Raw genomic sequence first — 25,269 nt, forward strand, 5'->3', positions numbered from 1 at the left:
GGCCCCCGATCAAGCGATTGATCGTCTTGCGTTATTCTGCCGACGCGTCCCGAACAAACCCAAGGTCTTCGTCACGAGATCTTGGGCAAGACCTTAACGAATCCTTTCCAGGCAGTGCAGCCGAATTGCGGCTTTTGCGCAACGGTCGATTTGGAACTGCCTTGCCGGCGAGCATCCCCCTGTCATTCGCCGCCGACCTGTAGAATAGTTCTCAGCGTTGAGACGCGACTTGGGGCCGCAATGGGGGGCCACACACCGACTGCGAATCACACCGCGACCAAGCGGTGGACCAAGCGGGAAGGTGCGTAAGGCTGCGTCGCGGACGCCTGAAATCCTTGGGAAGGAAAAACACGATGACGAAGAACTGGCTGGCCGCTGGAGCACTTGCGGCCACGATGACCATGACCGCTACCGCGTCCTATGCCCAGACCACCACCGTTCCCGGTGAGCAGGTCGGTCTGGCCACCGGCGCTCCGCTGCCCGAGGGCATCTACGCGCTGAACACGTTCGTCTACCGCAGCAACGAGAACGTCACCCCCGGCAGCGTCGACGTCGGCGTGAACGTCCCGGTGCTGGTGTGGTCGACCCCGTTCGTTCCCTTCGGCGGCCGCATCGAGCTGCTCGTCGCTCCCCCGACCGTCTTCGCCTTCGGCAAGAACGGCGGCCCGAACGGTTCGCGTGACCTGTCCATCAACGTCGGCACCTTCGTGGGCGGCATCTGGGCGTTCGACCTCGGCGGCAACGTCGGCGTCAGCTTGCTCGGCGGTGTCTACCTGAACGAGCTCAACGGCGACCGCGGCGTTCTCGTGAACAACGCCGGCACCACCTTCGCCACCCCCGTGCTGCCGCAGCTGGCCTCGAACACCTACCGCGCCGGCATCGCCATCAGCTACACCGGCGACGGCTACAACCTCACCGCCAACCTGACCGGCAACTTCTACGACTCCCCGGCCACCTTCGGCGGCAACAACGCTTTCGGTACCCGTGGACCGTTCATCATCTCCGACTCGCTCAACCTCGACCTGACCGCGACCAAGAAGTTCGGCAAGTTCGAGATCGGCGCCATCGGCTACGGCACCGTCAACCTCGACACCAGCCCGAACAGCCTCGCCTTCCGCAACCGCGGCAACTTCTCGCTCGGCGGCCTCATCGGCTACGACTTCGGACCGTTCACGGCCCAGGCCTATGTCGCCACCACCGTCGCGAACGCCGTCCGTCGCGCCGACACGGTCGAGGGTTGGTTCCGCGTGATCGTGCCGCTGTACTCGCCGACCCCGGTCGTCGCGTCTGCCGCTCCGATCGTCCGCAAGTACTGATCTCGCAAGTCCAGATCCGTTCATCCTCTGAACCGATCTGAATGGTCGCTCCCGGTTCGTCCGGGGGCGACCTTTTCGTTTTCGGGGTCGCGTCCTGCTGCGAGCGACCGGCCCCCGTGGGCCTTTCGGATCGTCGAGGGACGAAGGGCCGCCGTTTTTCGTCACGGCTTCGTCCGGTGCGAGCGCGTCATTCCATTTCCGGTTGATCACTTCGTGATGCGGAAATGGGCTTCGCTCAGGCGCCGCGCGGGCTCGGTGATACGGTTCCCGCTTGATCCAAGCGGAAACCGTATCACGCCATCGGTGGTCCCAGCCTCGGTCGAGATGGGATCGCCGCCTCGCACGCAGGGGCGGGCCCGGCTCCCGGTTCGGCCGGGCGCGGTCGGTCGCGCAGGGCGGGACGTCCGGAGCCCGACGTGACCTCACGTCGGACCGCCCCATCCCTCGCCTTCGGCAGGACGGGCGCGACAGGGCCGGCCGAACGCCGGCCGCGATCGTCCCCGCAGGCTTTTCGATGGTGACGGACGAACGGGTTCCGGACGTCGAAGGAAGCCGGGGCGGCTTACGCGAACAGGCTCGACACGCTCGATTCCGTCGCGGTCCGGCCGATGGCCTCGCCGAGCAGCGGCGCGATGGTGGCGACCCGGATGTTGCGGGCGAGCTTGACCGCCTGGGTCGGCTGGATCGAGTCGGTGATCACCAGCTCCTTCATCCGCGAGGCGGCGATGCGCGAGACCGCACCCCCCGACAGCACCCCGTGGGTGATGTAGGCCGAGACGTCCTTGGCGCCGGCGGCCAGCAGCGCATCGGCGGCGTTGACGAGGGTGCCGCCGGAATCGACGATGTCGTCGACGAGGATGCACGAGCGCCCCTCGACCTCGCCGATGATGTTCATCACCTCCGATTCGCCCGGGCGCTCGCGGCGCTTGTCGACGATGGCGAGCGTCGCGTCGATGCGCTTGGCGATGGCGCGCGCGCGCACCACGCCGCCGACGTCGGGGGAGACCACCATCCACTCCCTGGGATCGAGGCGCTCCTTGATGTCGCGCACGATCACCGGGGCGGCGAAGAGGTTGTCGGTGGGGATGTCGAAGAAGCCCTGGATCTGGCCGGCATGGAGATCGAGGGTCATCACCCGGTCCGCGCCGGCTTCCGTGATGAGGTTGGCCACCAGCTTGGCCGAGATCGGGGTGCGGCCCGACGTGCGCCGGTCCTGGCGGGCGTAGCCGAAGTACGGGATCACCGCGGTGATGCGCCGGGCCGAGGAGCGCCGCGCGGCATCGATCATGATGAGCAGTTCCATCAGGTGATCGTTGGCCGGGTAGGAGGTCGACTGGACGATGAACACGTCCTCGCCGCGCACGTTCTCCTGCAGCTCGACGAAGATCTCCATGTCGGCGAAGCGCCGGACCATGCATTTGGCCAGCGGCATCTCGAGATAGGCGGCGATGGCCTCGGCCAGCGGCCGGCTGGCGTTGCCGGCGATGATCTTGATCGAGGACTTCATGCCGGGACTTTCCACCAGTGTGCTCGCGCCGACAGGCGTGGATGGCACCCGACCCGGTGCGCGTGGCCGAACGACGGGCGTGGGCCCGCACGGCGCGCGGGGACCGGCCTCGTCGATGCCCGCGCTCTTAACAGCGGCGGGGGGGCGTCACAATGCCTTCATGCGAGCGGTCCGCCGTCATCCCAGGCCCCGGGCACCGTCGGCGACGCGCCCTGCCCCGTCCCGGCAATCAGGGCGCGAGAAGACGGTGCAGATGCACGACGAAGTAGCGCGTCTGGGCGCTGTCCACGGTCGCCTGCGCCTTCGACTTCCAGGCGGCCTGGGCCGAGGCGAAATCGGGGAAGATGCCGACGATGTCGAGGCCGGGCACGTCCTTGAAGTCGACTCCGTCGAGGCTCTCGAGTTCACCGCCGAAGACGAGGTGCAGTTTCTGGCCGCTGTCGATCGTGGTTGTCACATGCCTCTCCTCGTCGGGCCGGGGTTCGCCGCGCGCCCTTTAAGCACGGCTGCGGGACCCTGCGCGAGCGGTCCGGCCGGGATGCGTCCCATGCTCGGGCCGCCGGGCTCGTCCCGACGCCATGGCGGACGCTCGTCGGCAAGCACGCCGTGAGCCAGATTCGGCTTCACACGTCGAACAGCGACCCCTGCGGGGCGGCGGCCGACGCCTCGACCGTGGTGTCCGCGACACCGCGCTTCTGGGCCGCGCGCCTGCGCCGGGCGGGCGCGGGCTTCTGCGGCGCGTCCTCGCCGGGAGGGGCATGGCCGTCGGCGTCGGTGACGACGCCGATCCGGCCGTCGGCGAATTCCAGGGTGAGCCGCTCGCCCGGCCCGAGGGTCGCGGTCCCGCGCACGGCTCCGCCGGCGGCGTCGCGCACCAGGGCGAAGCCCCTCGCCAGCACCGCCCGGTAGCTGAGGGAGCCCAGCAGCCCGCCCAGGGCCGCCAGGCGGTCGCGCCGGCGCTCGCCGAGGCGGGCGGCTGCGGTCGCGAGGCGCAGGGCCAGGGCGCCGAGGCGCTCGCCGTCGCGGGCGGCCGCGGTCCTGGCCCGCCCGAGGGTGGCCGCCTGCGCCAGCGACAGGCGCCGGCCGAGGTGGGTCAGCGCCTCGCGCTTGCGCAGGGTACCGAAGTGCAGGGCCTCGCGCGGCTTGTCCGCCACCAGCCGCAGGCGCCCGCGCGCCATGGCCAGTGCCAGGGCGGGGGGATGGCGGCCGATCCGCTCGGCGAGGCGGGCGAAGCGCGCGCGGTGGACGCGGGCGTTGCCGGCCAGCGCCGGCACCAGCCGGGCCTCGGCGAGGTCGAGGCGCTGGCGCTTGCCCGCCAGCACCGCATCGGCCGCGGGCAGGGCGCGTACGAGGGCACGCAGGTCGCGGGCCTCGCGCACCAGCCGGCGTTCGATGCCCTCGCGCTGGCGGGCGCCGAGGTCGCGGATTTCGGCCAGGAGGTCGGCACGCACCGGCACCGCCATCTCGGCGGCCCCCGTGGGGGTCGGCGCGCGCCGGTCGGACACGAAGTCGATCAGGGTGGTGTCGGTCTCGTGCCCGACCGCCGAGATCAGCGGGATGGTGCCGTCCGCGACGGCGCGCACCACCGCCTCCTCGTTGAAGGCCCAGAGGTCCTCGATCGAGCCGCCGCCGCGGGCGACGATCAGCACGTCGGGCCGCGGGATCGGCCCATCGGGACTAAGCGCGTTGAAGCCGCGGATGGCGGCGGCGATCTCGTCGGCCGCCCCCTCCCCCTGCACCCGTACCGGCCAGACCAGCACCGGACGGGGGAAGCGGTCGGCGAGCCGGTGCAGGATGTCGCGGATGACCGCACCGGTGGGCGAGGTCACGACGCCCACGACCCGGGGCAGGTAGGGGATCGCCCGCTTGCGCTCGGGTGCGAACAGCCCCTCGGCGGCCAGGACGCGCTTGCGCTCATCCAGCAGCGCCATCCAGGCGCCGATGCCGGCCGGCTCCAGGGCCTCGACGACGATCTGGTAGGAGGACTTGCCGGCGAAAGTCGTGATCCGCCCGGTGGCGATCACTTCCAACCCTTCCTTGGGCTTCTGGCGGAGGCGGTTGAAGGTGCCCTTCCAGACCACGGCGTCGATGCGGGCCGAGCCGTCCTTGAGCGAGAAATAGGCGTGGCCCGAGCCGTGCTGGCCGCGATAGCCGGAGATTTCGCCGCGCAGGCGGACATGCCCGAAGGCATCCTCGAGGGTGCGCTTGAGCGCCCCGGCGAGGTCGCTCACCGACCATTCGGGAGCATTCCCGACGGCGGTGGCCTGCAGGGCGGCGGGAGACGGGACCGGTGACATGTCGGGACGCTAAGGCCGGAAACCCCATCGCGTAAAGCGCGGTCCGCCGGAACACGGCCGGGAACCGGCATCACGGGTGCGTGTCAGGACGCGCGTCCAGCCCTGAGGGCGTCCCGCCCCGCGGCACGGCCGCACGGGCGTGCGGGATGGTCCCTCATCCCGCCTTTCTCGCCGCAGGGGCCGCCGCCTTCGCCGGCGTGCTTTTGGTCGCTCCGGCCTTGGCCGTTCCGGTCTTGGCCTTGGCGATCTTGGCCAGTTCCCGCAGCACCGTGGTCGTCACGCTCAGGCGCTCGGGGATCGTGGTGAGCTCGCGGATGAAGACGATGCTCATGTCGGGGCGGACCTTCGCGAAGGAGGCCTGGCCCGCCACGTAGGCCACCAGCCCCTGCGGGTTGGCGAACGACTTGTCGCGGAAGTGGATGACGATGCCTTTCGGCCCGGCCTCGACCTTCTCGATGTTGGTGTCGCGGCACAGGATCTTGATGGTGACGATGCGCAGCAGCTGCTCGACCTCGGGCGGCAGCGTCCCGAACCGGTCGATGAGCTCGGCCCCGAAACTCTCCATCTCGGCGTCGTTCTCGAGGGTCGAGAGCCGGCGGTAGAGGCCGAGCCGCACGGTGAGGTCCTCGACGTAGTGCTCGGGGATGGTGACGGGGGCGCCGAGCGCGATGGTGGGCGACCACGCCTCCTCCACCGGCTCCTCGATCCCGGCCTTGAGGGCGGTGACGGCGTCCTCCAGCATCTGCTGGTAGAGTTCGTAGCCGACCTCCTTGATGTGGCCGGACTGGGCGTCGCCGAGCAGGTTGCCGGCCCCGCGGATGTCGAGGTCGTGGCTGGCGAGCTGGAAGCCGGCGCCCAGGGTGTCGAGGGTCTGGAGCACCTTGAGGCGCTTTTCGGCCTGCACCGTGAGGGTGCGGTTGGCCGGCGTCGTGAACAGCGCGTAGGCCCGCGCCTTGGCGCGCCCGACCCGGCCGCGCAGCTGGTAGAGCTGGGCCAGCCCGAACATGTCGGCCCGGTGGACGATCAGCGTGTTGGCGGTGGGGATGTCGAGGCCCGATTCCACGATGGTGGTGGAGAGCAGCACGTCGAACTGGCCCTCGTAGAAGGCCGTCATGACGTCCTCCAGCTGACCCGCCGCCATCTGCCCGTGGGCCACCGCCACCTTGGTCTCGGGCATCTCCCGGTCGAGGAAGCTCTTGACCTCGGCCAGATCCTCGATCCTGGGCACCACGTAGAACGACTGCCCCCCGCGAAAACGCTCGCGCAGCAGGGCCTCGCGGATCAGGAGCGGATCGAACGGCATCACGAAGGTGCGCACGGCGAGGCGGTCCACCGGCGGGGTCGCGATGATCGAGAGCTCGCGCACCCCGGTCATGGCCAGCTGCAGGGTGCGCGGGATCGGGGTCGCCGAGAGGGTGAGCACGTGGACGTCGGCCTGGAGGTTCTTCAGGCGCTCCTTGTGGGCCACGCCGAAGTGCTGCTCCTCGTCGACGATGATGAGGCCGAGGTCCTTGAAGCCGACGGCCTTGGCCAGCAGCGCATGGGTGCCGACGACGATGTCGACGGTGCCGCCCGCGAGCCCGTCGCGGACCCGCTTCATCTCGGTGTTCGAGACGAAGCGCGACATCTGCGCCACCTCCACGGGCAGGCCCTTGAAGCGCTCGGCGAAGGTCCGGAAGTGCTGGCGCGCCAGCAGGGTGGTGGGCACCACCACCGCCACCTGCTTGCCGGAGATGGCGCAGGCGAAGGCGGCGCGCAGGGCCACCTCGGTCTTGCCGAAGCCGACGTCGCCGCACACGAGGCGGTCCATCGGCCGGCCCTCGTTGAGGTCGGACAGGACCGCGTCGATGGCGGTGGCCTGGTCCTCGGTCTCGTCGAAGGGGAAGCGCGCGGCAAATTCGCCGTAGAGGCCGTCCGGCGCCACGAGGCGGGGGGCCTGGCGCACGAAGCGCTCGGCGGCGACCTTGATGAGCTGGCCGGCCATCTCGAGGATGCGCTTCTTCATCCGCGCCTTGCGGGCCTGCCAGGCACCGCCGCCGAGCCGGTCCAGGGCGACCTCGGCGTCCTCGGAGCCGTAGCGGGTCAGGAGCTCGATGTTCTCCACCGGCAGGAGCAGCAGGCCGCCGGCGTACTGGAGTTCGAGGCAGTCGTGCGGCGCACCCGCGGCGGTGATGGTCTTCAGCCCGACGAACCGGCCGATGCCGTGGTCGGCATGGACCACGAGGTCGCCGGGCTGGAGCGCCTGGACCTCGAGGATGATGTCCTGCGGGCGCTTGGCCTTGCGCTTCTGGCGCACCAGCCGGTCGCCGAGGATGTCGCCCTCGGAGATCACCGCCAGCCGGTCGATGACGAAGCCGGACTCCAGGCCCCACACCGCCACCGCCACGTCCGCGCCGCGCTTCAACGCGTTGACGGCGCCCAGCGTGTTGATCTGGACCGGCTTCTTGAGGCCGTGGTCGGCGAGCACGCCGCAGAGCCGGTCGCGCGAGCCCTCGGACCACGCCCCGAGGATGACGTGATGTCCCGAGCCCTGCAGGTCCTTCATGTGGGCCACCGCCGCGTCGAAGACGCTGGCGGAATCGTCGGCGCGCTCGGTGGCGAAGCTGCGGCCGGTGTGGGCCTCGCAGTCGATGGTGCCGTCGTCCGGGGTCTCGGGCATCGAGAAGCCGGTGAGGCGCACGACGCTGGCCGCGGCCACGCGCTTGTCCCATTCTGCCGCCCCGAGATAGAGCGCGTCGGGCTTCAGGGGCTTGTAGGGCGCCACCCCCGTGGAGGGCGTCTTCATCGCCTCGGCGCGGGCCTCGTAGTAATCCCCGATCAGCGCGAGGCGCTCGGCGGCGGCCTCCTCCACCTGCGGGTCGAACACCAGCGGCACGCCGGCGAGGTAGTCGAACAGGGTGTCGAGCCGGTCGTGGAACAGCGGCATCCAATGTTCGAGCCCGGCGTAGCGCCGGCCCTCGCTCAGGGTCTCGTAGAGGCGGTCGTCGCGGGTCGCGGCACCGAACTGCGCCACGTAGCCCTGGCGGAAGCGCCGGATCGTCTCGGTGGTGAGCTGGACCTCGCTCATCGGCACGAGGTCGAGGGAGCGCAAGGACCCGACCGTGCGCTGGGTCTCGGGGTCGAATGCCCTGATCGATTCCAGCGTGTCGCCGAAGAAGTCGAGGCGGATCGGGTTGGGCAGGCCCGGCGGCGACAGGTCGAGGATGCCGCCGCGCACCGCGTATTCGCCCGTGTCCCGCACCGTCCCCGTGCGCAGAAAGCCGTTGGCCTCGACCCAGGCGGTGACGGTGTCCATCGGGATGACGTTGCCGATCGCCGCCGAGAACGTCTCCACCGCGATCTTCTCGCGGGGCGGGACGCGCTGCACGAGGGCGTTCACCGTGGTGCAGAGGATGCGCGGGCGCTCCTCCGACGATCGCGAGCGGGTGATGCGCGAGAGCGCGGTCATGCGCTCGGCGGCGACGGCGGGGTTGGGCGAGACGCGGTCGTAGGGCTGGCAGTCCCAGGCCGGCACGCTCATCGCCTCGATCTCGGGGGCGACGAACGACAGGGCGCTGCGGAAGGCGGCCGAGCGGCCGGAATCGCGGGCCACGTGCACCAGCACCGCCGGTCCCTCCGCGCGCGCCGCCAGGGCGCGGGCGAGGTCGGCCACCACCACGGCGTCGAACCCGTCGGGCACGTTGACCAGCGTCGGGCTCTTTCCGGCCTTGAGCGCCTCGATGGCGCGGGCGAGCGCCCCCGATTTCGGCAGGGCGAAGCGGGCGGTCTGCGGCTTGGGAGCGGCGGGGACGGGGGCTTTGGGCTGGGGTTTGGCCATCGGGTCGGGGTTTTGAACTCGTGCGAGAGATCGACGGAAGGCCGGGCGGGGCTGGACTCCTGCTCCATCCAACCCGCCACCTCATCCTGAGGTGCCCGCTGTAGCGGGCCTCGAAGGCGGCCTCCAGCCCACCCGACGATTCCCGGAGCCCTCCGCTTGGCAGCGGCGCCTCAGGGAGGAGACAGCGCGTGGGACGTCGAGCGATGGCAGATCCATGGATCCACCGCCATCGTCAGCCGTGGATCGGCGCGTCGTGCTTATGGAACGCCCGGAGGCGGCGGTACAGCGGGGTGTCGTAGTTCTCCGGGGTCGGGTCCTCGCCGGTGAGCCAGCGGAACAGGTCGCGGTCGGGCACCTCGATCAGTGCCTCGAACTGCGCCAGCTCCTCCTCGCTGAAGGACCCGATCTCGGCGTCGGCGAAGCGGCCCATGATCAGGTCCATCTCGCGGATGCCCCGGTGCCAGGCCCGGAACAGGGTGCGGCGGCGGCGCGGATCGAGGTCGGCGCTGGTGCGGGTGGTGCCGGACATCGTGGGCATCCCATGGTGGGGAATCGGACAGGTCGAAGGCCGGATATGGGGAGCGGCGCCGGAAAGGGCAGCACCCGGGCCGACCGCGCCGGCCCTTCTCGTGTGCGGGAGGGCATAATCTTCACGTCTTCGGCGCGACGTAGGGCCGGTTGCCGCAGCCGGTGCGCGTGTCCTCGCCGCAGCCTGCGCCGCCCGAGCGCGGGTGCTGGAACCGAAGGGCGCTTGTGGGTACGAGGGTGAGGCCACCGCCATGTCTCGCCGATGACCCGCCCGGACCCGACCCCCAGCCCCACCGGGGCCAGCGCCGCGCCGGAAGCGGGCGGCCCTGCGCCCCTGCGCCCGAGCATCCTCGATCCGCTGTTCGCCCCCGCCCGCGGCCTTCCCGGCGTCGGGCCGAAGATGGCACCGATGATCGAGCGGCTGCTGGGCACCCCCGAGCGCCCGGCCCGGATCGTCGACCTCCTGTTCCACCTGCCCCAGGGCGGGGTGGTGCGAAAGCTCCTGGGCTCGATCAGCGAGGCGCCGCCGGGCGAGCCGGTGACGCTGGGCGTCACGGTCACCGGCTACCGGGCGCCCCAGCCGGGGCCGGGCAAGCGCCCCTACCGGGTGCTGGTGGAGGATGCCACCGGCGACGTGACCTTGGTGTTCTTCGGCATGCCCGCGGCCCGCGTCGAGAAGATGCTGCCGCTGGGCGCCCACCGCTACATCACCGGGCGCATCGACCTCTATGACGGCCACCGCCAGATGGTGCATCCCTCGCGCGTCGTCGACGAGGCGGGGCTCGCGGCCCTCCCGGCGGTCGAGCCGGTCTACGGCGCCACCGAGGGGCTGACCTCGCGGGCGATCTCGAAGCTGGCGCACGCCGCCCTCGACCGGCTGCCGAGCTTGCCCGAATGGCAGGACCCGGCCTGGCTCGCCAAGAACGGGCTACCCGCCTTCGCCGACGCCCTCAAGGCCGAGCACAGGCCGGAGGGCGCGCCCGCCCCGCCGGCCGCCGACGGCACCGTGGCCGCCGGCCCGGCCCGGCGGCGGCTCGCCTACGACGAACTCCTGGCCTCGCAACTGGCGCTGGCCCTCACCCGCGCCCGCAGCCGCCGGGCGCCGGGCCGCGCCAACGCCGGCGACGGCCACCTGTCGGACAGGATCGCGGCCGCCCTGCCCTTCTCGCTCACGGGCGCGCAAGGCCGGGCGCTTGCCGAGATCCGCGCCGACCTCGCCTCCGACCGGCGCATGCTGCGCCTGCTCCAGGGCGACGTCGGCTCGGGTAAGACCGCCGTGGCGCTGCTCGCCATGGCCAGCGCCGTCGAGGCCGGGCGCCAGGCCGCCCTGATGGCGCCCACCGAGATCCTGGCGCGTCAGCACCTCGCCCGGCTCACCGCCATGGCCGGCCCGTTGCGCCTGCGTCTGCTCACCGGCCGCGACAGGGCCGCCGAGCGCCGGGCGACGCTCCTCGACCTCGCGGAGGGGCGCATCGACATTCTGGTCGGCACCCACGCGCTGTTCCAGGACGGCGTCGCCTTCCACGACCTCGGCCTGGCGGTGGTGGACGAGCAGCACCGCTTCGGCGTGCACCAGCGCCTGGCGCTGGGCGCCAAGGGCCAGGCCGTGGACATCCTCGTGATGACCGCGACCCCGATTCCCCGGACCCTGGCCCTGACCTGTTTCGGCGACATGGACGTCTCGGTGCTGGACGAGAAGCCGGCCGGGCGCCAGCCGATCGTCACCCGCCTCGTCTCCACCGACCGCCTCGACGAGGTCGTGGCCGCCCTAGGCAGGGCCGTGGCCGCGGGCGACCGGGTCTACTGGATCTGCCCGCTGGTGGCCGAATCCGAATACGTCGATCTCGCCGCCGCCGAGGACCGCTTCGCCGACCTCGCCCAGGAGTTCGGCGCCGCCGTCGGCCTCATCCACGGCCGGATGCCGGGGCCGGACAAGGACGCGGCGATGGAGCGGTTCTCCCGCGGCGAGACCCGGATCCTGGTGGCGACCACCGTGGTGGAGGTCGGCGTCGACGTGCCGGAAGCCACCATCATGGTGATCGAGCATGCCGAGCGCTTCGGCCTCGCCCAGCTCCACCAGCTGCGCGGGCGGGTCGGGCGCGGCGCCGGGGCCTCGACCTGCCTGCTGCTCTATCGCGGCCCTCTCGGCCAGGTCGCTCGCGCCCGGCTCGAGACCATGCGCGAGACCGAGGACGGCTTTCGCATCGCCGAGGAGGACCTGCGCCTGCGCGGCGAGGGCGAGGTGCTCGGCACCCGCCAGTCGGGGCTGGCCGCCTTCCGGCTCGCGAATCTGGAAAGCGACGGCGACCTGCTCCAGGCCGCCCGCGACGACGCCCAGCTCGTGGTCGCCCGCGATCCGGGCCTGAAGAGCGAGCGCGGCCGTGCCCTCAGGGTGTTGCTCTACCTGTTCGAGCGGGACGCCGCGATTCGCCTGCTCGGGGCGGGGTGATCTCGGGGCGGGGTGATCTCGGGGCGGGATCCCGAGGCGGAGGGGCGGCGGTCCGTTCAGGAAACGAGCGGGGACGACGCGAAGCCGAACGGCGCGGGTCGCCGCGGGCCCATCGCCGTAGGCCCTGGCACGACCGCCACCACGACCCCGCCGCGGCGCCCCGACGAAGCGGTTTCTCGTTCCAAGACAACATGTTGTAGGGGGCGTCTCACGTGCCGGCCAGGTACTCGCGGGGCGTGCGCGGGCCCGATGCGGGCATCGTGAGCTTGAAGTAGCCATAATCTCTGATTAACTGAACATGAACGAACGGCCGTCCAGGCTGCGCCGCCACAGATGTTTCAGGAGGATGGATATGTCGAGCGGACTGTTCCAGAACCTGCCGGGTGCCCACGAGATGGGGGGCGTCAACGGCCTTCCGAGCGAGCCGTGGCTGCTCCCGATCTCCGACGGTCCGGCGCCCGTCGAACCCGCGGCGGAGGCGGTGATGCTGTCCGTGCGCCGGGCGGCCCGCCCCTTCCAGATGGCGGCCAACGCCCTCGTCGCCGCGCTGGTCCTGATGCTCGGTGTGCAGATCGCCACGGACTGGGCCGGCACCCGCTCGGTCCCCCGCTCGAGCGAGCGGATCGCCGATGCCACGCCGCCGACGCTTCCCGTCGAGAAGGCGGCGCTGACGGTCCACAACTGAACCGGCGGTGCGCGGCCCGGCGCCGGCTCAGGCATCCTGGCTGGCGGGGGCCTTGCGCCCGGCGGACGAAGGCGCCGCCTCGGTCTGTGCCGTGCGCAGGCTCGCCGCCATGGCATGGAGCCTGGCCTGGGGGTCCTCGGGCTGGATCACGCCCGCCGACATGACGAGCTTGGCCGCGTCGTCGACGCTGATCTCCACCTCGATGATGTCGGCGCGCGGCAGGTAGAAGAAGAAGCCCGTGGTCGGGTTGGGCGCGCAGGGCAGGAACACGCCGACATGGTCGCCCGCCGGATCGAGGGCGGTCTGTACGTCGGGGCCTGCCGGGGCCGACACGAACACCACCGACCAGGTGCCCTTCACCGGGAATTCGACGAGCCCCACCGTGCGGAACGAGGTGCCGTTGGCGGAAAACAGCGTCTCGAAGATCTGCCGCAACCCCTTGTACAGCCCCGAGATTACCGGAGTGCGCGCGAGCAGCACCTCCCCGAACTCGACGACGCTGCGCCCGACGAGGTTGGCGGTGAGGAAGCCCAGCAGCGTCACCGCGAAGAAGGCGATGAGGAGGCCGAGGCCGGGAATCGAGAACGGCAGGTAATGGTCCGGCAGATAGCTCGGCGGCACCAGCGGCTTCACCCAGCTGTCGATCAGGCTGATGAAGTACCACGTGAGGTAGATGGTGATGGCCAGCGGCCCGGCCACGATGATGCCGGTGAGGAAATAGGTCCGCAGGCGCCCGCGCTTGCTCAGGCGCGGGCGGGTGCCGGGGAGGTCGGGCGGTTCCGGTGTCGGCAGGACCGTTTCGCGCAAGGGGACGTCTCGCTGGGGCCGTGACTCTGGAACCGGGAATCCGGCGGACCGAAAACACGGGGGATCGATGGAACGGGGACCCGTACGCGGTCCCTACCCGCAAGGGTTAGCGAGTCGGGCTCGCGACCTCAAGCGGAGGGCGGATCGCCCGGCCCGCTTTCGGCCCGTGTCCCGCGCGCATCGGCCACGCGCTTTCGCGGGCGGCGTCGGGCGAAACGCCTTGCCGATCGAAGGGCTTTGCGGGTGTAGGGATGTCTTGATGTCTGTGTGATCGTATGGCGCCGGCCCGGCCGCGCCGGGCGGATCGCGCGCGGTGATGGAAAGCGACGGACGGCGATGAGACGGCCCACATTGAGCGCCGGGTTCAAGGCCGCCGCCGTCGTCGTCGGCATCGGCATTCCCGCGGTGGTGGCGAACCATCTGCACCAGCAGTACGGGCAGGCCCTGCATATCGCCGAGACCAGCACCGCCAACACCACCCGCGCCCTCGAACAGCATGCGGCCCGCACCCTGGAGACGGTGGACACCTACCTCCAGGCGGTGATCTCCGTGATCGGGCCGGACATGGACGGCCTTTCGCCCGAGGTGATCCACAAGGCCCTGCGCGACCGCCTCGCGCAGTCGCGCCACCTCAACAACGTCATGATCCTCGATGCGTCGGGCCGTCTGATCCACGAGGCGGGAGCGTTCCCGGCCCGGTCCACGGAATTCGGGGACCGGGACTACGTCGAGGCCCTGCACGGCGACGGCCAGACCGGCCTCGTCGTCGGCCGGCCGGTGACCGGGCGCGTCAGCAAGCTGCCGACCCTGCCCCTGATCCGCCGCATCACCCGCGCGGACGGATCCTTCGCGGGCATGGTCGTCGCCTCCCTCAATCCGGCCGCGTTCCAGGAGGTCTACGACGCCCTCGACCTCGGCGCCGGCTCCACCCTCTCCCTGTGGCGGGCCGACGGCACCCTTCTGGTGCGCTCGCCCGACCTGCCGAGCGCGGTCGGCAAGAACTACGCGGCTACCGAGAACTACAAGCGCTACGTCCTGGCGCGCCAGACCAGGCCGTTCTGGTCGGCGGGGTCCACCGACGGCATCGAGCGCGTCCTGGCGCTCGGCTTCGTGCCCTCCTACCCGCTCTACGTCAGCGCCACCCAGTCGCGCGACACGGCCCTGGCCGAATGGCGCAGGAGCGTCTGGACCCAGGCGCCCATCGCCGGCGGCACGACCCTCGTCCTCGTCCTGTCCCTGCTGTCGCTCGCCAGCGAGATCGGCCGCCGCCAGCGCTCCGATGCCCAGACGCGGCAGGCCGAGCGCAGCGCCCGCATCACCAGCGCCACCCTGCGCAACACCCTCGACACCATGGAGCAGGGCCTGATCGAGACCGACGCCCGCGGCGTCGTCCAGGTCTGCAACCGGCGCGCGCGCGACCTCCTCGGCATCACGGACGCCATGATGGCGCGCGCCCCGGTGCTCGGCCGCGACCTCGAGGGGCATCTGCGGCACGGCGAGGCGGATCCCGCCGACCCCCAGGCGCGGCGCTTTCCCGACGAGGGCGACGTGGCGCGCTGCGCAGCCGTGTTCGAGCGCGAGTGCCGCGACGGCACCGTGCTCGAAGTCCGCACCGTCGCCCTGCCCGAGGGCGGCGCGGTGCGCACCTATACCGACATCACCCCGCGCCGCCGCAGCGACCGGGCGTTCAAGGAGAGCGAGGCGCGCTACCGCCTGCTGGCCCAGACGGCCACCGACATGATCGTGCTCTCCGGCATCGACGGGGTCCGCCACTACGTCTCGCCCGCCAGCGTCGACCTCCTCGGCTACGGGCCGGAGGAGCTCGTCGGCGCCCATCCGGAGGCGATGGTGCATCCCGAGGACGCCGCGCGGCTGGGCGAGATCCTGACCGCCCTGCGCGAGGGCCGGATCGACCAGGGGGTGAGCACCCACCGGTTCCGGCGCAAGGACGGGTCGTTCACCTGGGTCGAGTCGAAGTACCGGCTGATCCGCGACCCCGCCACCGGCGCTCCGGCCAGCATGATGGTGGCCGTGCGCGACGTCTCGGAGCGTCACGAACGGCAGGAGGAGCTGCGCGCCGCCAAGGAGGCAGCCGAGGCCGCCGCCGCCGCCAAGGGCGAGTTCCTCGCCAGCATGAGTCACGAGCTGCGCACGCCCCTCAACAGCATCATCGGCTTCTCGGGCCTGATGCTCGACAGCCCCGATCTGCGCACGCCGATGCTCCGCCGCTACGCCCGCCTCGTCCAGGACGCCAGCACCACGCTCCTGTCCATCGTCAACGACGTCCTCGACGTCTCGAAGCTGGAGGCGGGCAGCCTCGCGCTCGACCCGCAGCCGTTCTCGCCGCACGACCTCGTCGAGGGCGCCGTCGCCCTCCTGCGCAACGAGGCCGACGCCAAGGGCCTGGCGCTGACCGCGCAGGTCGAGGCGGGCGTGCCCGAACGCCTCGTGGGCGACGATGCCCGCCTGCGCCAGGTCCTGCTGAACCTGCTCTCCAACGCGGTGAAGTTCACGGCGGCCGGCCGCGTGCACCTGCACGTCGCCACCGAGGAGGGCGGCGAGCGCGCCCGGATCCGCTTCACCGTGACCGACACCGGCATCGGCATCCCGCAGGAGAAGCGCCACCGCCTGTTCCAGCGGTTCAGCCAGGTCGACGGCTCCACCGCCCGGCGGTACGGGGGCACCGGCCTCGGCCTCTCGATCTGCCGCAGCCTCGTGGAGATGATGGGCGGCACGATCGACCTCGACAGCGCCGAGGGCGAGGGCTCGCGCTTCTCCTTCGCCATCGCCCTGCCGGTGGCCGCCACCCCCGCCGTCGAGGGGGCGGCCGATGCCGACGCCCGGGCCGGCACCGCCGTCGGCCGGTGCGCCCACATCCTCCTGGCCGAGGATGTGGACATGAACCGGGAACTCGCCGTGACGCTGCTGAGCGGCTGGGGCCATCGCGTCGACGTGGTCCTCGACGGAGCGGCGGCGGTGGAGGCGGTGACCCGCGTGGCCTACGACCTCGTGCTGATGGACGTGCAGATGCCGGTGATGGACGGCCTCGAGGCGACGCGGCGCATCCGCGGCCTCGGCGGCGCCTTCGCGCGCCTGCCGATCCTGGCCATGACCGCCAACGTCATGACCGACGACGTCGCCCGCTGCCGCGAGGCGGGGATGGACGATCACATCGGCAAGCCGTTCGCGCCCGCGCGGCTCCGGGCGGCGGTGGCGCATTGGGCCGGGCCGAGCGTGCGCGGACCGGACGCCGGCGTGCCGACGCAGGACGACCGTGACGAAGCGCCCGCCCCCGGCCATGACCCGGCCATCCTCGACGAGCTGCACGACCTGCTCGGCCCGGCGAGCCTCGGCCAGATGCTCGCCCGGTTCGCGTCCGAGCTCGACCGGCGCTTTGCCGCCCCGGTGCGGGACGCCGCCGACTGGCCGGCGGTCGGCGGAGATGCCCATGCCCTCGTCTCGAGCGCGGGGCTGCTCGGCTTCGGGCGCCTCTCGGACGCCTGCCGGACGATGGAGCAGGTCTGCACCGGGCCCGACCGCGACGAGGCGCGAAGCCGCCTCCAGCTCGACCGCGTGCGCGAGGAGATCGCCTGGGTACGCCGGGCCCTGCCGGTGATCACGGCCCGCCGGGCGGCGTGATCGGCTATTCCACGGTCACCGATTTCGCCAGGTTGCGCGGCTGGTCTACGTCCTTCCCCATGAAGACGGCCGTGTGATAGGCGATGAGCTGGATCGGCACCGCGTAGACGATCGGCGCGACCACGGGGTCGAGGTCGGGCATCGTCACGGTCGCCATGGTCTCCAGGCCGGCCTCGGAGGCGCCCTTGGCGTCGCCGATGAGGATGATGCGCCCGCCGCGTGCGGCGACCTCCTGCATGTTCGAGACGGTCTTCTCGAACACCGCGTCGTGGGGGGCGATGACGATCACCGGCACGCTCTCGTCGATCAGCGCGATCGGGCCGTGCTTGAGCTCGCCCGCCGCATACCCTTCCGCGTGGATGTAGCTGATTTCCTTGAGCTTCAGCGCGCCCTCCAGCGCCATCGGATAGCTGGTGCCGCGCCCGAGGTAGAGCACGTCGCGGGCCTTGGCGACCTCGCGGGCGAGCGGCTCGATCTCGACCTCCAGCTTGACCGCCTCCGCCATCAGGCCGGGCACCGTGATCAGCGCGTCCACGAGGCTTCGCTCACGCTCGGGGCTGAGGGTGCCGCGCGCGCGGCCGGCCGCGATGGCGAGGCACAGGAGCACGGTGAGCTGGCAGGAGAACGCCTTGGTCGAGGCCACCCCGATCTCGGGGCCCGCCAGCGTCGGCACCACGGCGCTGGCCTCGCGGGCGATGGTGGAGGTCGGCACGTTCACCACGGCCAGCGTGTGCTGACCTTGCGCCTTGGCGTAGCGCAGGGAGGCCAGCGTGTCGGCGGTCTCGCCCGACTGCGAGATGACGAGGGTGAGCCCGTCCTTGTCCAGCGGCGGCTCGCGGTAGCGGGCCTCCGAGGCGACGTCGATCTCCACCGGCAGCCGCGCCAGGCTCTCGAACCAGTATTTCGCGACCAGCCCCGCGTAATAGGCCGTGCCACACGCGGTGATCGACAGGCGCGAAAGATCCTTGAAATCGAACGGCAGCGCCTCGGGCAGGGCGACCCGGCCGTTGGCGAGGTCGACGTAATGGGCCAGCGTGCGGCCCACCACCTCGGGCTGCTCGTGGATCTCCTTGGCCATGAAGTGGCGGTGGTTGCCCTTCTCGACCCGGAACGCCTGGGCGACGATGCGCTGGCGGGGCCGGGCGACGGGAGCGCCCGACGCATCGTGGATCTCGGCGCCGCTGCGCGAGAGGACGGCCCAGTCGCCCTCCTCCAGGTAGGTGATCTCCTCCGTGAACGGCGCCAGCGCCAGGGCGTCGGAGCCGAGGTAGGTCTCGCCCGCCCCGTAGCCGATGGCGAGCGGCGCGCCGTGGCGGGCGCCGATGAGGAGGTCCTCGAAGCCCGCGAAGATGAAGCCGAGCGCGAAGGCGCCGCGCAGCTGCGGCAGCGCCGCGGCCACCGCCTCCACGGGTGCCAGGCCCTTGTCCATCTCGTGGCTCACGAGCTGGGCCACCACTTCGGTGTCGGTCTCGCTCTCGAAGCGGACGCCGCGGTCCTGCAGCATCCCCTTCAGCTCGCGGAAGTTCTCGATGATGCCGTTATGGACCACCGCCAGCCGCGCCGTGGCATGCGGATGGGCGTTGGTCTCGTTGGGGCGGCCGTGGGTGGCCCAGCGGGTGTGGCCGATGCCGATGGCGCCGGCGAGCGGCGATTCCGCGAGCCGCGCCTGCAGGTTGGCGAGCTTCCCCTGCGCCCGGCGCCGTTCGAGCCGGCCGTGCTCCAGGGTCGCGACCCCGGCGGAATCGTACCCCCGGTATTCGAGCCGCCGCAGGGCCTCGACCAACTGGTCCGCCACCGCGTCCCGACCGACGATACCGACGATTCCGCACATGATCCGTTGTCTCTCGTCAAAACCGTTCGTGGTCGTGCTTGTATCGGAACCGGTCGATGCGTGGCCAGCACATCGATCGTGCGGTGTACCGATCGGCCGATTGTTGAACGGGCCTGTGAGGAAAGGCCTACAGGTCTTCCCGCCGTCAGGGCTTTTCGTGCGTCTTGGTTTCCGAGTTGCGCACCAGCCCCTTGGTCGCGCGCCAGAGCCTGGCCCCCTCCGGGCGGTTGACCTGGCGGGCGCGGGCCACCGCGAGCCCGTCGGCGGGCACGTCCGCGGTCACCACCGACCCGGCCCCGACGATGGCCCCCGCCCCCACCGCGACCGGGGCGACCAGGGCGCTGTTGGAGCCGACGAAGGCCCCCGCCCCGATGGATGTGCGGTGCTTGTTCACCCCGTCGTAGTTGCAGGTGATGGTGCCCGCGCCGACGTTGGCGCCCGCCCCCACCGTCGAATCGCCGAGGTAGGTCAGGTGGTTGGCCTTGGCGCCGGCCCCGAGGCGGGTGTTCTTCAGTTCCACGAAGTTGCCGACCCGCGAGCCCGTCTCCAGCACCGCGCCGGGGCGCAGCCGGGCGTAGGGCCCGATGGTCACGCCCGGTTCCAGGCTCGCCCCTTCGAGGTGCGAGAAGGCATGGATGACGCAGCCGTCCCCCACCGTGACGCGCGGCCCGAACACCACATGAGGCTCCACCAGAACATCCTGGCCCAACACCGTGTCGACGCTCAGGAAAACCGTCTCCGGCGCCACCAGCGTCGCCCCGCCGATCTGGGCGGCGCGGCGCAGGCGCGACTGGATCTCGGCCTCCGCCACGGCGAGCTGGACGCGGTCGTTGACCCCCTGCGCCTCCGCCTCCTCCACTCGCACCACGGCGACGGACAGGCCCTCGGCCACCGCCAGGGCGACGGCGTCGGTGAGATAGTATTCGCCCGCGGCGTTGGCGTTGCCGATCCGGTCCAGGATGGCCAGCGCGTGGCGCCCGGACAGGGCCATCAGCCCGGCGTTGCACAGGCCGACGCGGCGCTCCTCGTCCGTGGCGTCCTTGTCCTCGCGGATCGCGGTGACGCTGCCATCCTGCGTGAGGACACGGCCGTAACCCGTTGGCCTGTCGGTGTCGAAGGCGAGGACGGCGATGGCCGCACCCTCGGCCAGCGGCGCGCGCAGGCGCGTCAGGGTCGCGGCGGTGACGAGCGGGGTGTCGCCGAAGGCGACCACGACGTCGTCGGCATCCTCGGCCAGGGTGTCGCGGGCGGCCAGCACCGCGTGCGCGGTGCCCAGGCGCTCGGCCTGGGGATGGACCCGCGCTCCGGGAGCGAGGGCGGCGACCTCGGCCTCCACCGCCGCCTGACCCGGCTCGGCCACCACCGCGATCCGGCCGGCACCCGCCTCCCGGGCGGCGGTGAGGACGTGCCCCAGCATGGTCCGGCCGGCGACGGCATGCAGGACCTTGGGCAGCGCCGACCGCATCCGCGTGCCCTTGCCGGCGGCCAGGACGATCGCCGTGAGAGTCCGTCCGGCCGATCCGTGTTGTGTGGTCATCCTGCCTTCGCCTTGCGGTTCGTCGCGCCGGTGCACGCTTGCCCGGACGACAGGTCGACGACCGGCCGGGCGGCCACCGTGGAATCGCGCCGACGGTCCAATCAGGCGGTCTAATCAGGTTCGTGCGGCCAAGCCAACTTTGACGCGGCCAAGCCAACTTTGACGCGGGCAAACCGACGCCGCACGGGCGAACCGGCGCCTCCGCCGATGGCCCGAAAGTCGCTTGGCCTTCCGGGCCCGCCGGCACGAATCCTTAACGCCCCGTTCAGGCCCCGGCATGGTAGGGAGGCCATCGACTGCCCGTGCGAACGACCCCCGTGTTCGCCGCTTCGAACGAACCGACATGAAGGCCGCATGACCCTGCCGACCCGGTCCACCCCCTTCCGATCCCCCTCGCTCCCCCCGGACTCCGGCTCGACCCGCAGGGACGTTCTGCGCCAGGGGGGCGTGGCGATGGCCGCCCTCGCCCTGGCGCCGGCCGCGGCCGCGGCACAGGAGGCCGCCTCCGCCCTGCCCGCCGCCGGCACGCCGTTCTCGCCCGGCCTCGTCACCGATCTCGCCCGGGCGCTCGCCGCCAAGCCCTACCAGCGCCCGGCGGCCGACCTGCCCGAGTCCCTGTCCGGCCTGAGCCGCGACCAGTACGCCGCCATCCGCACGGTCCCCGGCAGCGCGATCTTTGCCGGCGACGACCTCGGCTTCACCGTCGAACCGCTGCACCGCGGCTCGGTCTACGGCGACCGCGTGACGCTCACCCTCGTCGCGGACGGCGTCCAGCGGCCGGTGCCCTACGATCCGGCGCGCTTTGCCGAGGGCGGGCCGGCGCTGCCCGCCTTCAAGGACGACCCGGGCTATTCCGGCATCCGCATCCGGTCTCGGTTCGGCGGCGGGGATCTGGCCGATTTCGCCCTGTTCCAAGGGGCCTCCTTCTTCCGCCTCGTCGCCTCGGGCCAACGCTTCGGCGCCACCGCCCGCGCCTTGACCCTGCGCCCGGCCGATCCGCGCGGCGAGGAGTTCCCGCAGTTCCGCGCCCTCTGGATCGAGCGTCCGGCCGCTCCTGACGCGATCGTGATCCACGCCCTCGTCGAATCCGAATCGGCCACCGCCGCCCTGCGGATCGCCTGCCGGCCCGGCCCGGCCTCCACCGCCGAGGTCTCGGGCACCCTGTTCGCCCGCGCCGCCCTCGACCACCTCGGGCTGGCCAGCATGACGACGCGCTACCTGTTCGGGCCGAGCGAGCGGCGCGGCGCCGAGGACATCCGCGCCGCGGTCCACGGCTCGGAGGGCCTGCGCATCCGCACCGGCGCCAACGAGGCGATCTGGCGGCCGCTGCGCAACCCAGAGACCCTGCAGATCTCGTCCTTCCTCGACGAGAGCCCGAAGGGCTTCGGCCTGATGCAGCGCTCGCGCGACTACGCCACCTACCAGGACGACATCAACGGCTGGGAGCGCCGCCCCTCGCTCTGGGCCGAGCCGCGCGAGCCCTGGGGGGCGGGCGCGGTCAGCCTGCTGGAGATCCCGAGCGATTCCGACGCCAACGAGAACGTGCTGGCCTATTGGCGCCCCAAGGAAGGGCTGGCGGCCGGGGCCGAGCGGGCGCTGGCCTACCGCCTGACCTGGGGATGGGACGCGCCCGAGCGGCTGCGGCTGGCCCCCGTCACCGCCACCCGCAGCGGCCGCGGCTCGGCCGAGGGCCGGCGCCGGTTCGCGGTGGATTTCAGCGGCGACGACTTCACCGGCGGCGCGGAACTCCAGACCGAGCTCACGGCTTCCCCCGGCACGATCGTGACGCGCACGCTCTACCGCTATCCCGAGCGGCGGACGGTGCGGGTGGCGTTCGAACTCGATCCGGCCGGTGCGAAGGCCTGCGAATTGCGGCTCCTCCTGCGGCGCGACGACAGGCCCGTGACCGAAACATGGCTGTACCGTTGGACACCCTGACCCCCCCGCATTCCGACGCCGACCGGCATCCCGCCCCGCCCCCGGAGGCGGGTCCGGCCAGGCCGACCGAGGCGACATCCGCCGTCCCGCTGGAGGCCCACCACCCAATGCCTCCGGAGGCACCGCTGGCGATGCCGGTGCAGGACCTCGGCGCCTGGGACCCGCGCTCCGGCCATCGCCCGGCCCGGCCCGAACGCCGCCCCTGGCTGGCGCGCGCCTTCGTGTTCGGAGGCGCGGCACTGCTGACCGCCTACGGCGCCCTGCAGATGTACGAAGTGGTCTCGGTCTCCGGCGGCACCACGGCGCTGCAGTACGTGCTGCTCGTCCTCTTCACCCTCAACTTCTCCTGGATCGCGCTGGCCTTCACGGGCGCGATCCTCGGGTTCGTCGTGCTGTTGCGCGCACCGCGCCACAAACCCCTGGCCGGGGCGCTCGCCACACGCACCGCGGTGGTGATGCCGGTCTACAACGAGGCCACCGCCCGCACCTTCGCGGGCATCGAGGCGATGCGGGCCGAGGTCGAGGCCACCGGCCACGGCGCCGCCTTCGACTGGTTCGTACTGTCGGATTCGACCCAGGGCGACGCCTGGATCGCCGAGGAGCGCGCCTTCCTGGCTCTGCGCGAGCGCCTCGGACCGGAGGCGCGCCTGTACTACCGCCACCGGGCCAAGAACCATCACCGCAAGGCCGGCAACATCGGCGACTTCGTGAGCCGCTGGGGCGCCTCCTACGACCACATGCTGGTGCTCGATGCCGACAGCCTGATGAGCGGCCCCTGCATCGTGGCGCTCGCCTCCGCCATGGAGGCGGACCCGGACGCCGGCATCGTCCAGTCGCTGCCGCTCATCATCAACCGCAACACCCTGTTCGCCCGCGTGCAGCAGTTCGCCGCCCGGATCTACGGGCCGGTGATCGCCACTGGCCTCTCGGCCTGGTCGGGGCCGGACGGCAACTATTGGGGCCACAACGCCATCATCCGCACTCGCGCCTTCGCGCAGGCCTGCGGCCTGCCCGACCTGCCCGGCAAGCCGCCGTTCGGCGGCCACGTCCTGTCCCACGACTTCGTCGAGGCGGCGCTGATCCGGCGCGCCGGCTGGAGCGTGACGATGCTGCCGACCCTGCCGGGCTCCTACGAGGAGAGCCCGCCTTCTCTCATCGACGTGGCGGTGCGAGACCGGCGCTGGGCGCAGGGCAACCTCCAGCACTCGGGCATCATCGGCGCCGCCGGCCTGCGGGCGGCCTCGCGCCAGCATTTCGCCACCGGCATCGCCGGCTACGTCGCCTCCCCGCTCTGGCTCGCCCAGCTCGTGGTCGGCATCGCGCTGGTGCTGCAGACGGCCACGATCCAGCCCGATTATTTCTCCGGCGATTCCGGCCTGTTCCCGAACTGGCCGCGGTTCGACCCGGTGCGCGCGCTCCAGCTCTTCGGCCTGACCATGGGCATCCTGCTGGCGCCCAAGCTCCTCGGCCTCCTCCTCGCCCTGTTCGACGGGCCGGTGCGCCGGGCCAGCGGCGGCGCGCTCCGGCTGGTGCTCTCGAGCCTGATCGAGACCCTGCTGTCGGCGCTCATCGCGCCCATCGCGATGCTGATCCAGTCGGGCTCGGTCTTCCAGATCCTGGCGGGCCGCGACACCGGCTGGAACCCGCAGCGACGCGACGACGGCTCGATCCCGTTCTCGGACATCGTGCGCCGCCACCGCTGGCACATGGCGCTGGGCCTGGTGACGGGGGTCGCGGCCTTCGCCATCGCCACCTCGCTGTTCCTGTGGATGTCGCCGACGATCCTCGGCCTGGTGCTGGCCATCCCGATCTCCTGGGCGAGCGGGCAACTCGCCTGGGGGCTCGGCCTCAAGCGCCTCGGGCTCCTGATGACCCCGGAGGAGCGCGATCCCCCCGCCGTGGCCACCGCCGCCGGCAGCCTCGCCCGGCGCAACGCCGCCATGGGCCTCGACGACGCCCCCGCGCTCGCCGCCATCCACGCCGACGCGCAGCTGGCGGCCGCCCATGCCCTGATGCTGCCCCCGGCCAGCCCGCGTGCCCGCGGCGCCATCGATCCGGACCGGGCGTTGGCGGCGGCCAAGCTCGCCGAGGCTCGGACCCTGGACGAGGCGACGGCTTGGCTGTCGCCGAAGGAGCGCCTGGCGGTCCTCCACGACCGCCCGCTCCTCGATCGCCTGAAGAGCCTGTCCTGAGCGCTCGTCCCGCCGCCGGGAAATACCGATTTCCGTCCCGGCGGTTTGGGCGTAGAGACGCGATGTCCGGGCGGCCTGCGCTCCGGAAGGGTGGCCGAGTGGTTTAAGGCAGCGGTCTTGAAAACCGCCGTGGGGGCAACTCCACCGTGGGTTCGAATCCCACCCCTTCCGCCAATTATATCAGATACTTAGGCGGATTTCACTTTTCTTCCGAGGCTTCGAGACCGCCTTCTCTGTGCCGACCTTTGTGCCGAACTTGGCCATGGCGTCGTGGAGATGCGCTGTGATCATGTGTGCGTACCGCATCGTCATCGTTACCGTTCGGTGGCCGAGGATGGCTTGAAGCGCTGGGAGATCACCCGTCCTCTGGAGGAATTCCGAGGCGAAGCGGTGGCGCAGATCGTGACACCGCCATGCCACACCTGCTCGAACAGCGAGATTTCGGTACTGGCTGGAGAAGCTCGTGTATCTCCGGCCGTCCCCATTCCAGAACACATAGCTACCGATCGGGTGCCGGGGTGTGCCGAGAAGCGTGCCGAGCGCTTCGTCACTCAACGGGACCACACGCGGCGCCGACGTCTTAGTCTTCGTAAGGCGGACCTCCCGGCGTGGGATTGAGACTGTGTTTCGGCGTGCAACTTTGACCCCGTGAGGTGGGGGATCGGCGTCCAATTCTGACCCCCTAACCTCGTTCTCGCAGACTGCTCTCCGGTACGGCCGGAAGGG

Annotated in this window: 14 protein-coding genes, 1 tRNA gene and 1 pseudogene; 7 read left to right on the forward strand and 9 right to left on the reverse strand. The window is 71.6% G+C overall.

All coding sequences use genetic code 11. The features are described 5' to 3' along the window. Positions 1 to 353 precede the first annotated feature (353 nt). On the forward strand, positions 354 to 1,316 hold the full coding sequence (locus ASG59_RS08350) for a transporter (protein WP_055883198.1): 963 nt from the start codon (positions 354 to 356) through the stop codon (positions 1,314 to 1,316). A 562-nt stretch (positions 1,317 to 1,878) separates the two neighbouring features. Here the strand turns inward: ASG59_RS08350 and ASG59_RS08355 are convergent. From ASG59_RS08355 to ASG59_RS08375, 5 genes and pseudogenes are all read right to left on the reverse strand, one after another. Further along, positions 1,879 to 2,823: a ribose-phosphate pyrophosphokinase gene (locus tag ASG59_RS08355; RefSeq protein ID WP_055883200.1), complete on the reverse strand. Its 945-nt coding sequence runs from the start codon at positions 2,821 to 2,823 to the stop codon at positions 1,879 to 1,881. A 229-nt stretch (positions 2,824 to 3,052) separates the two neighbouring features. After that, complete coding sequence (locus tag ASG59_RS08360; protein WP_056286930.1) at positions 3,053 to 3,280, reverse strand: DUF4170 domain-containing protein; 228 nt, start codon at positions 3,278 to 3,280, stop codon at positions 3,053 to 3,055. A gap of 166 nt (positions 3,281 to 3,446) precedes the next feature. Continuing rightward, on the reverse strand, positions 3,447 to 5,120 hold the full coding sequence (gene xseA, locus ASG59_RS08365; RefSeq protein ID WP_056408204.1) for an exodeoxyribonuclease VII large subunit: 1,674 nt from the start codon (positions 5,118 to 5,120) through the stop codon (positions 3,447 to 3,449). A gap of 238 nt (positions 5,121 to 5,358) precedes the next feature. Then, positions 5,359 to 8,937: pseudogene (gene mfd, locus ASG59_RS08370) on the reverse strand (transcription-repair coupling factor); the annotation flags it as partial. Positions 8,938 to 9,169: 232 nt separating this feature from the next. Then, positions 9,170 to 9,466, reverse strand: coding sequence for a succinate dehydrogenase assembly factor 2 (locus ASG59_RS08375; RefSeq protein WP_055883227.1), 297 nt, complete (start codon positions 9,464 to 9,466; stop codon positions 9,170 to 9,172). A gap of 261 nt (positions 9,467 to 9,727) precedes the next feature. Here ASG59_RS08375 and recG point away from each other — a divergent pair, with 261 nt between their 5' ends. Beyond that, the gene (recG, locus tag ASG59_RS08380; protein WP_082523960.1) at positions 9,728 to 11,914 is read left to right on the forward strand and encodes an ATP-dependent DNA helicase RecG; all 2,187 of its coding nucleotides are present in this window, start codon (positions 9,728 to 9,730) and stop codon (positions 11,912 to 11,914) included. Between the two features lie 352 nt (positions 11,915 to 12,266). Continuing rightward, the gene (locus ASG59_RS08385; RefSeq protein ID WP_055883207.1) at positions 12,267 to 12,599 is read left to right on the forward strand and encodes a hypothetical protein; all 333 of its coding nucleotides are present in this window, start codon (positions 12,267 to 12,269) and stop codon (positions 12,597 to 12,599) included. A 27-nt stretch (positions 12,600 to 12,626) separates the two neighbouring features. On the opposite strand, the gene ASG59_RS08390 is transcribed toward ASG59_RS08385, so the two are convergent. After that, positions 12,627 to 13,406 carry a DUF502 domain-containing protein gene (locus ASG59_RS08390; protein ID WP_056286922.1) on the reverse strand — a complete coding sequence of 260 codons (780 nt, stop codon included), beginning with the start codon at positions 13,404 to 13,406 and terminating at the stop codon, positions 12,627 to 12,629. A 336-nt stretch (positions 13,407 to 13,742) separates the two neighbouring features. Between ASG59_RS08390 and ASG59_RS08395 the strand changes: the two genes are divergently transcribed. Further along, the gene (locus ASG59_RS08395; RefSeq protein WP_082528689.1) at positions 13,743 to 17,045 is read left to right on the forward strand and encodes an ATP-binding protein; all 3,303 of its coding nucleotides are present in this window, start codon (positions 13,743 to 13,745) and stop codon (positions 17,043 to 17,045) included. A gap of 4 nt (positions 17,046 to 17,049) precedes the next feature. On the opposite strand, the gene glmS is transcribed toward ASG59_RS08395, so the two are convergent. Together glmS and glmU are read right to left on the reverse strand one after the other, a co-directional pair. Further along, positions 17,050 to 18,876: a glutamine--fructose-6-phosphate transaminase (isomerizing) gene (glmS, locus tag ASG59_RS08400; RefSeq protein ID WP_055883213.1), complete on the reverse strand. Its 1,827-nt coding sequence runs from the start codon at positions 18,874 to 18,876 to the stop codon at positions 17,050 to 17,052. A gap of 145 nt (positions 18,877 to 19,021) precedes the next feature. Next, the gene (glmU, locus tag ASG59_RS08405; RefSeq protein ID WP_056408211.1) at positions 19,022 to 20,413 is read right to left on the reverse strand and encodes a bifunctional UDP-N-acetylglucosamine diphosphorylase/glucosamine-1-phosphate N-acetyltransferase GlmU; all 1,392 of its coding nucleotides are present in this window, start codon (positions 20,411 to 20,413) and stop codon (positions 19,022 to 19,024) included. Between the two features lie 354 nt (positions 20,414 to 20,767). Between glmU and ASG59_RS08410 the strand changes: the two genes are divergently transcribed. The 3 genes from ASG59_RS08410 to ASG59_RS08420 all read left to right on the forward strand — a co-directional run bounded on the left by ASG59_RS08410 (position 20,768) and on the right by ASG59_RS08420 (position 24,717). Then, positions 20,768 to 22,351: a glucan biosynthesis protein D gene (locus ASG59_RS08410; protein WP_056408215.1), complete on the forward strand. Its 1,584-nt coding sequence runs from the start codon at positions 20,768 to 20,770 to the stop codon at positions 22,349 to 22,351. Beyond that, positions 22,327 to 24,543, forward strand: coding sequence for a glucans biosynthesis glucosyltransferase MdoH (mdoH, locus tag ASG59_RS08415; RefSeq protein WP_082528690.1), 2,217 nt, complete (start codon positions 22,327 to 22,329; stop codon positions 24,541 to 24,543). Before ASG59_RS08410 ends, mdoH begins: the two co-directional genes overlap by 25 nt. A gap of 84 nt (positions 24,544 to 24,627) precedes the next feature. Then, positions 24,628 to 24,717: transfer RNA gene (locus ASG59_RS08420), tRNA-Ser, on the forward strand. A 6-nt stretch (positions 24,718 to 24,723) separates the two neighbouring features. Here ASG59_RS08420 and ASG59_RS19820 read toward each other — a convergent pair. Further along, on the reverse strand, positions 24,724 to 25,269 hold a 546-nt coding region (locus tag ASG59_RS19820), incomplete at its 5' end, for a site-specific integrase (protein ID WP_162245436.1).

This window comes from Methylobacterium sp. Leaf466 (genome assembly GCF_001425565.1).
Lineage (GTDB): Bacteria > Pseudomonadota > Alphaproteobacteria > Rhizobiales > Beijerinckiaceae > Methylobacterium.

Coding starts and splice junctions, on each gene's coding strand:
- ASG59_RS08350 (WP_055883198.1), top strand. CDS start 354: ATGACGAAGAACTGGCTGGCCGCTGGAGCACTTGCGGCCACGATGACC.
- ASG59_RS08355 (WP_055883200.1), bottom strand. CDS start 2,823: ATGAAGTCCTCGATCAAGATCATCGCCGGCAACGCCAGCCGGCCGCTG.
- xseA (WP_056408204.1), bottom strand. CDS start 5,120: ATGTCACCGGTCCCGTCTCCCGCCGCCCTGCAGGCCACCGCCGTCGGG.
- ASG59_RS08375 (WP_055883227.1), bottom strand. CDS start 9,466: ATGTCCGGCACCACCCGCACCAGCGCCGACCTCGATCCGCGCCGCCGC.
- recG (WP_082523960.1), top strand. CDS start 9,728: ATGACCCGCCCGGACCCGACCCCCAGCCCCACCGGGGCCAGCGCCGCG.
- ASG59_RS08385 (WP_055883207.1), top strand. CDS start 12,267: ATGTCGAGCGGACTGTTCCAGAACCTGCCGGGTGCCCACGAGATGGGG.
- ASG59_RS08395 (WP_082528689.1), top strand. CDS start 13,743: ATGAGACGGCCCACATTGAGCGCCGGGTTCAAGGCCGCCGCCGTCGTC.
- glmS (WP_055883213.1), bottom strand. CDS start 18,876: ATGTGCGGAATCGTCGGTATCGTCGGTCGGGACGCGGTGGCGGACCAG.
- glmU (WP_056408211.1), bottom strand. CDS start 20,413: ATGACCACACAACACGGATCGGCCGGACGGACTCTCACGGCGATCGTC.
- ASG59_RS08410 (WP_056408215.1), top strand. CDS start 20,768: ATGACCCTGCCGACCCGGTCCACCCCCTTCCGATCCCCCTCGCTCCCC.
- mdoH (WP_082528690.1), top strand. CDS start 22,327: ATGGCTGTACCGTTGGACACCCTGACCCCCCCGCATTCCGACGCCGAC.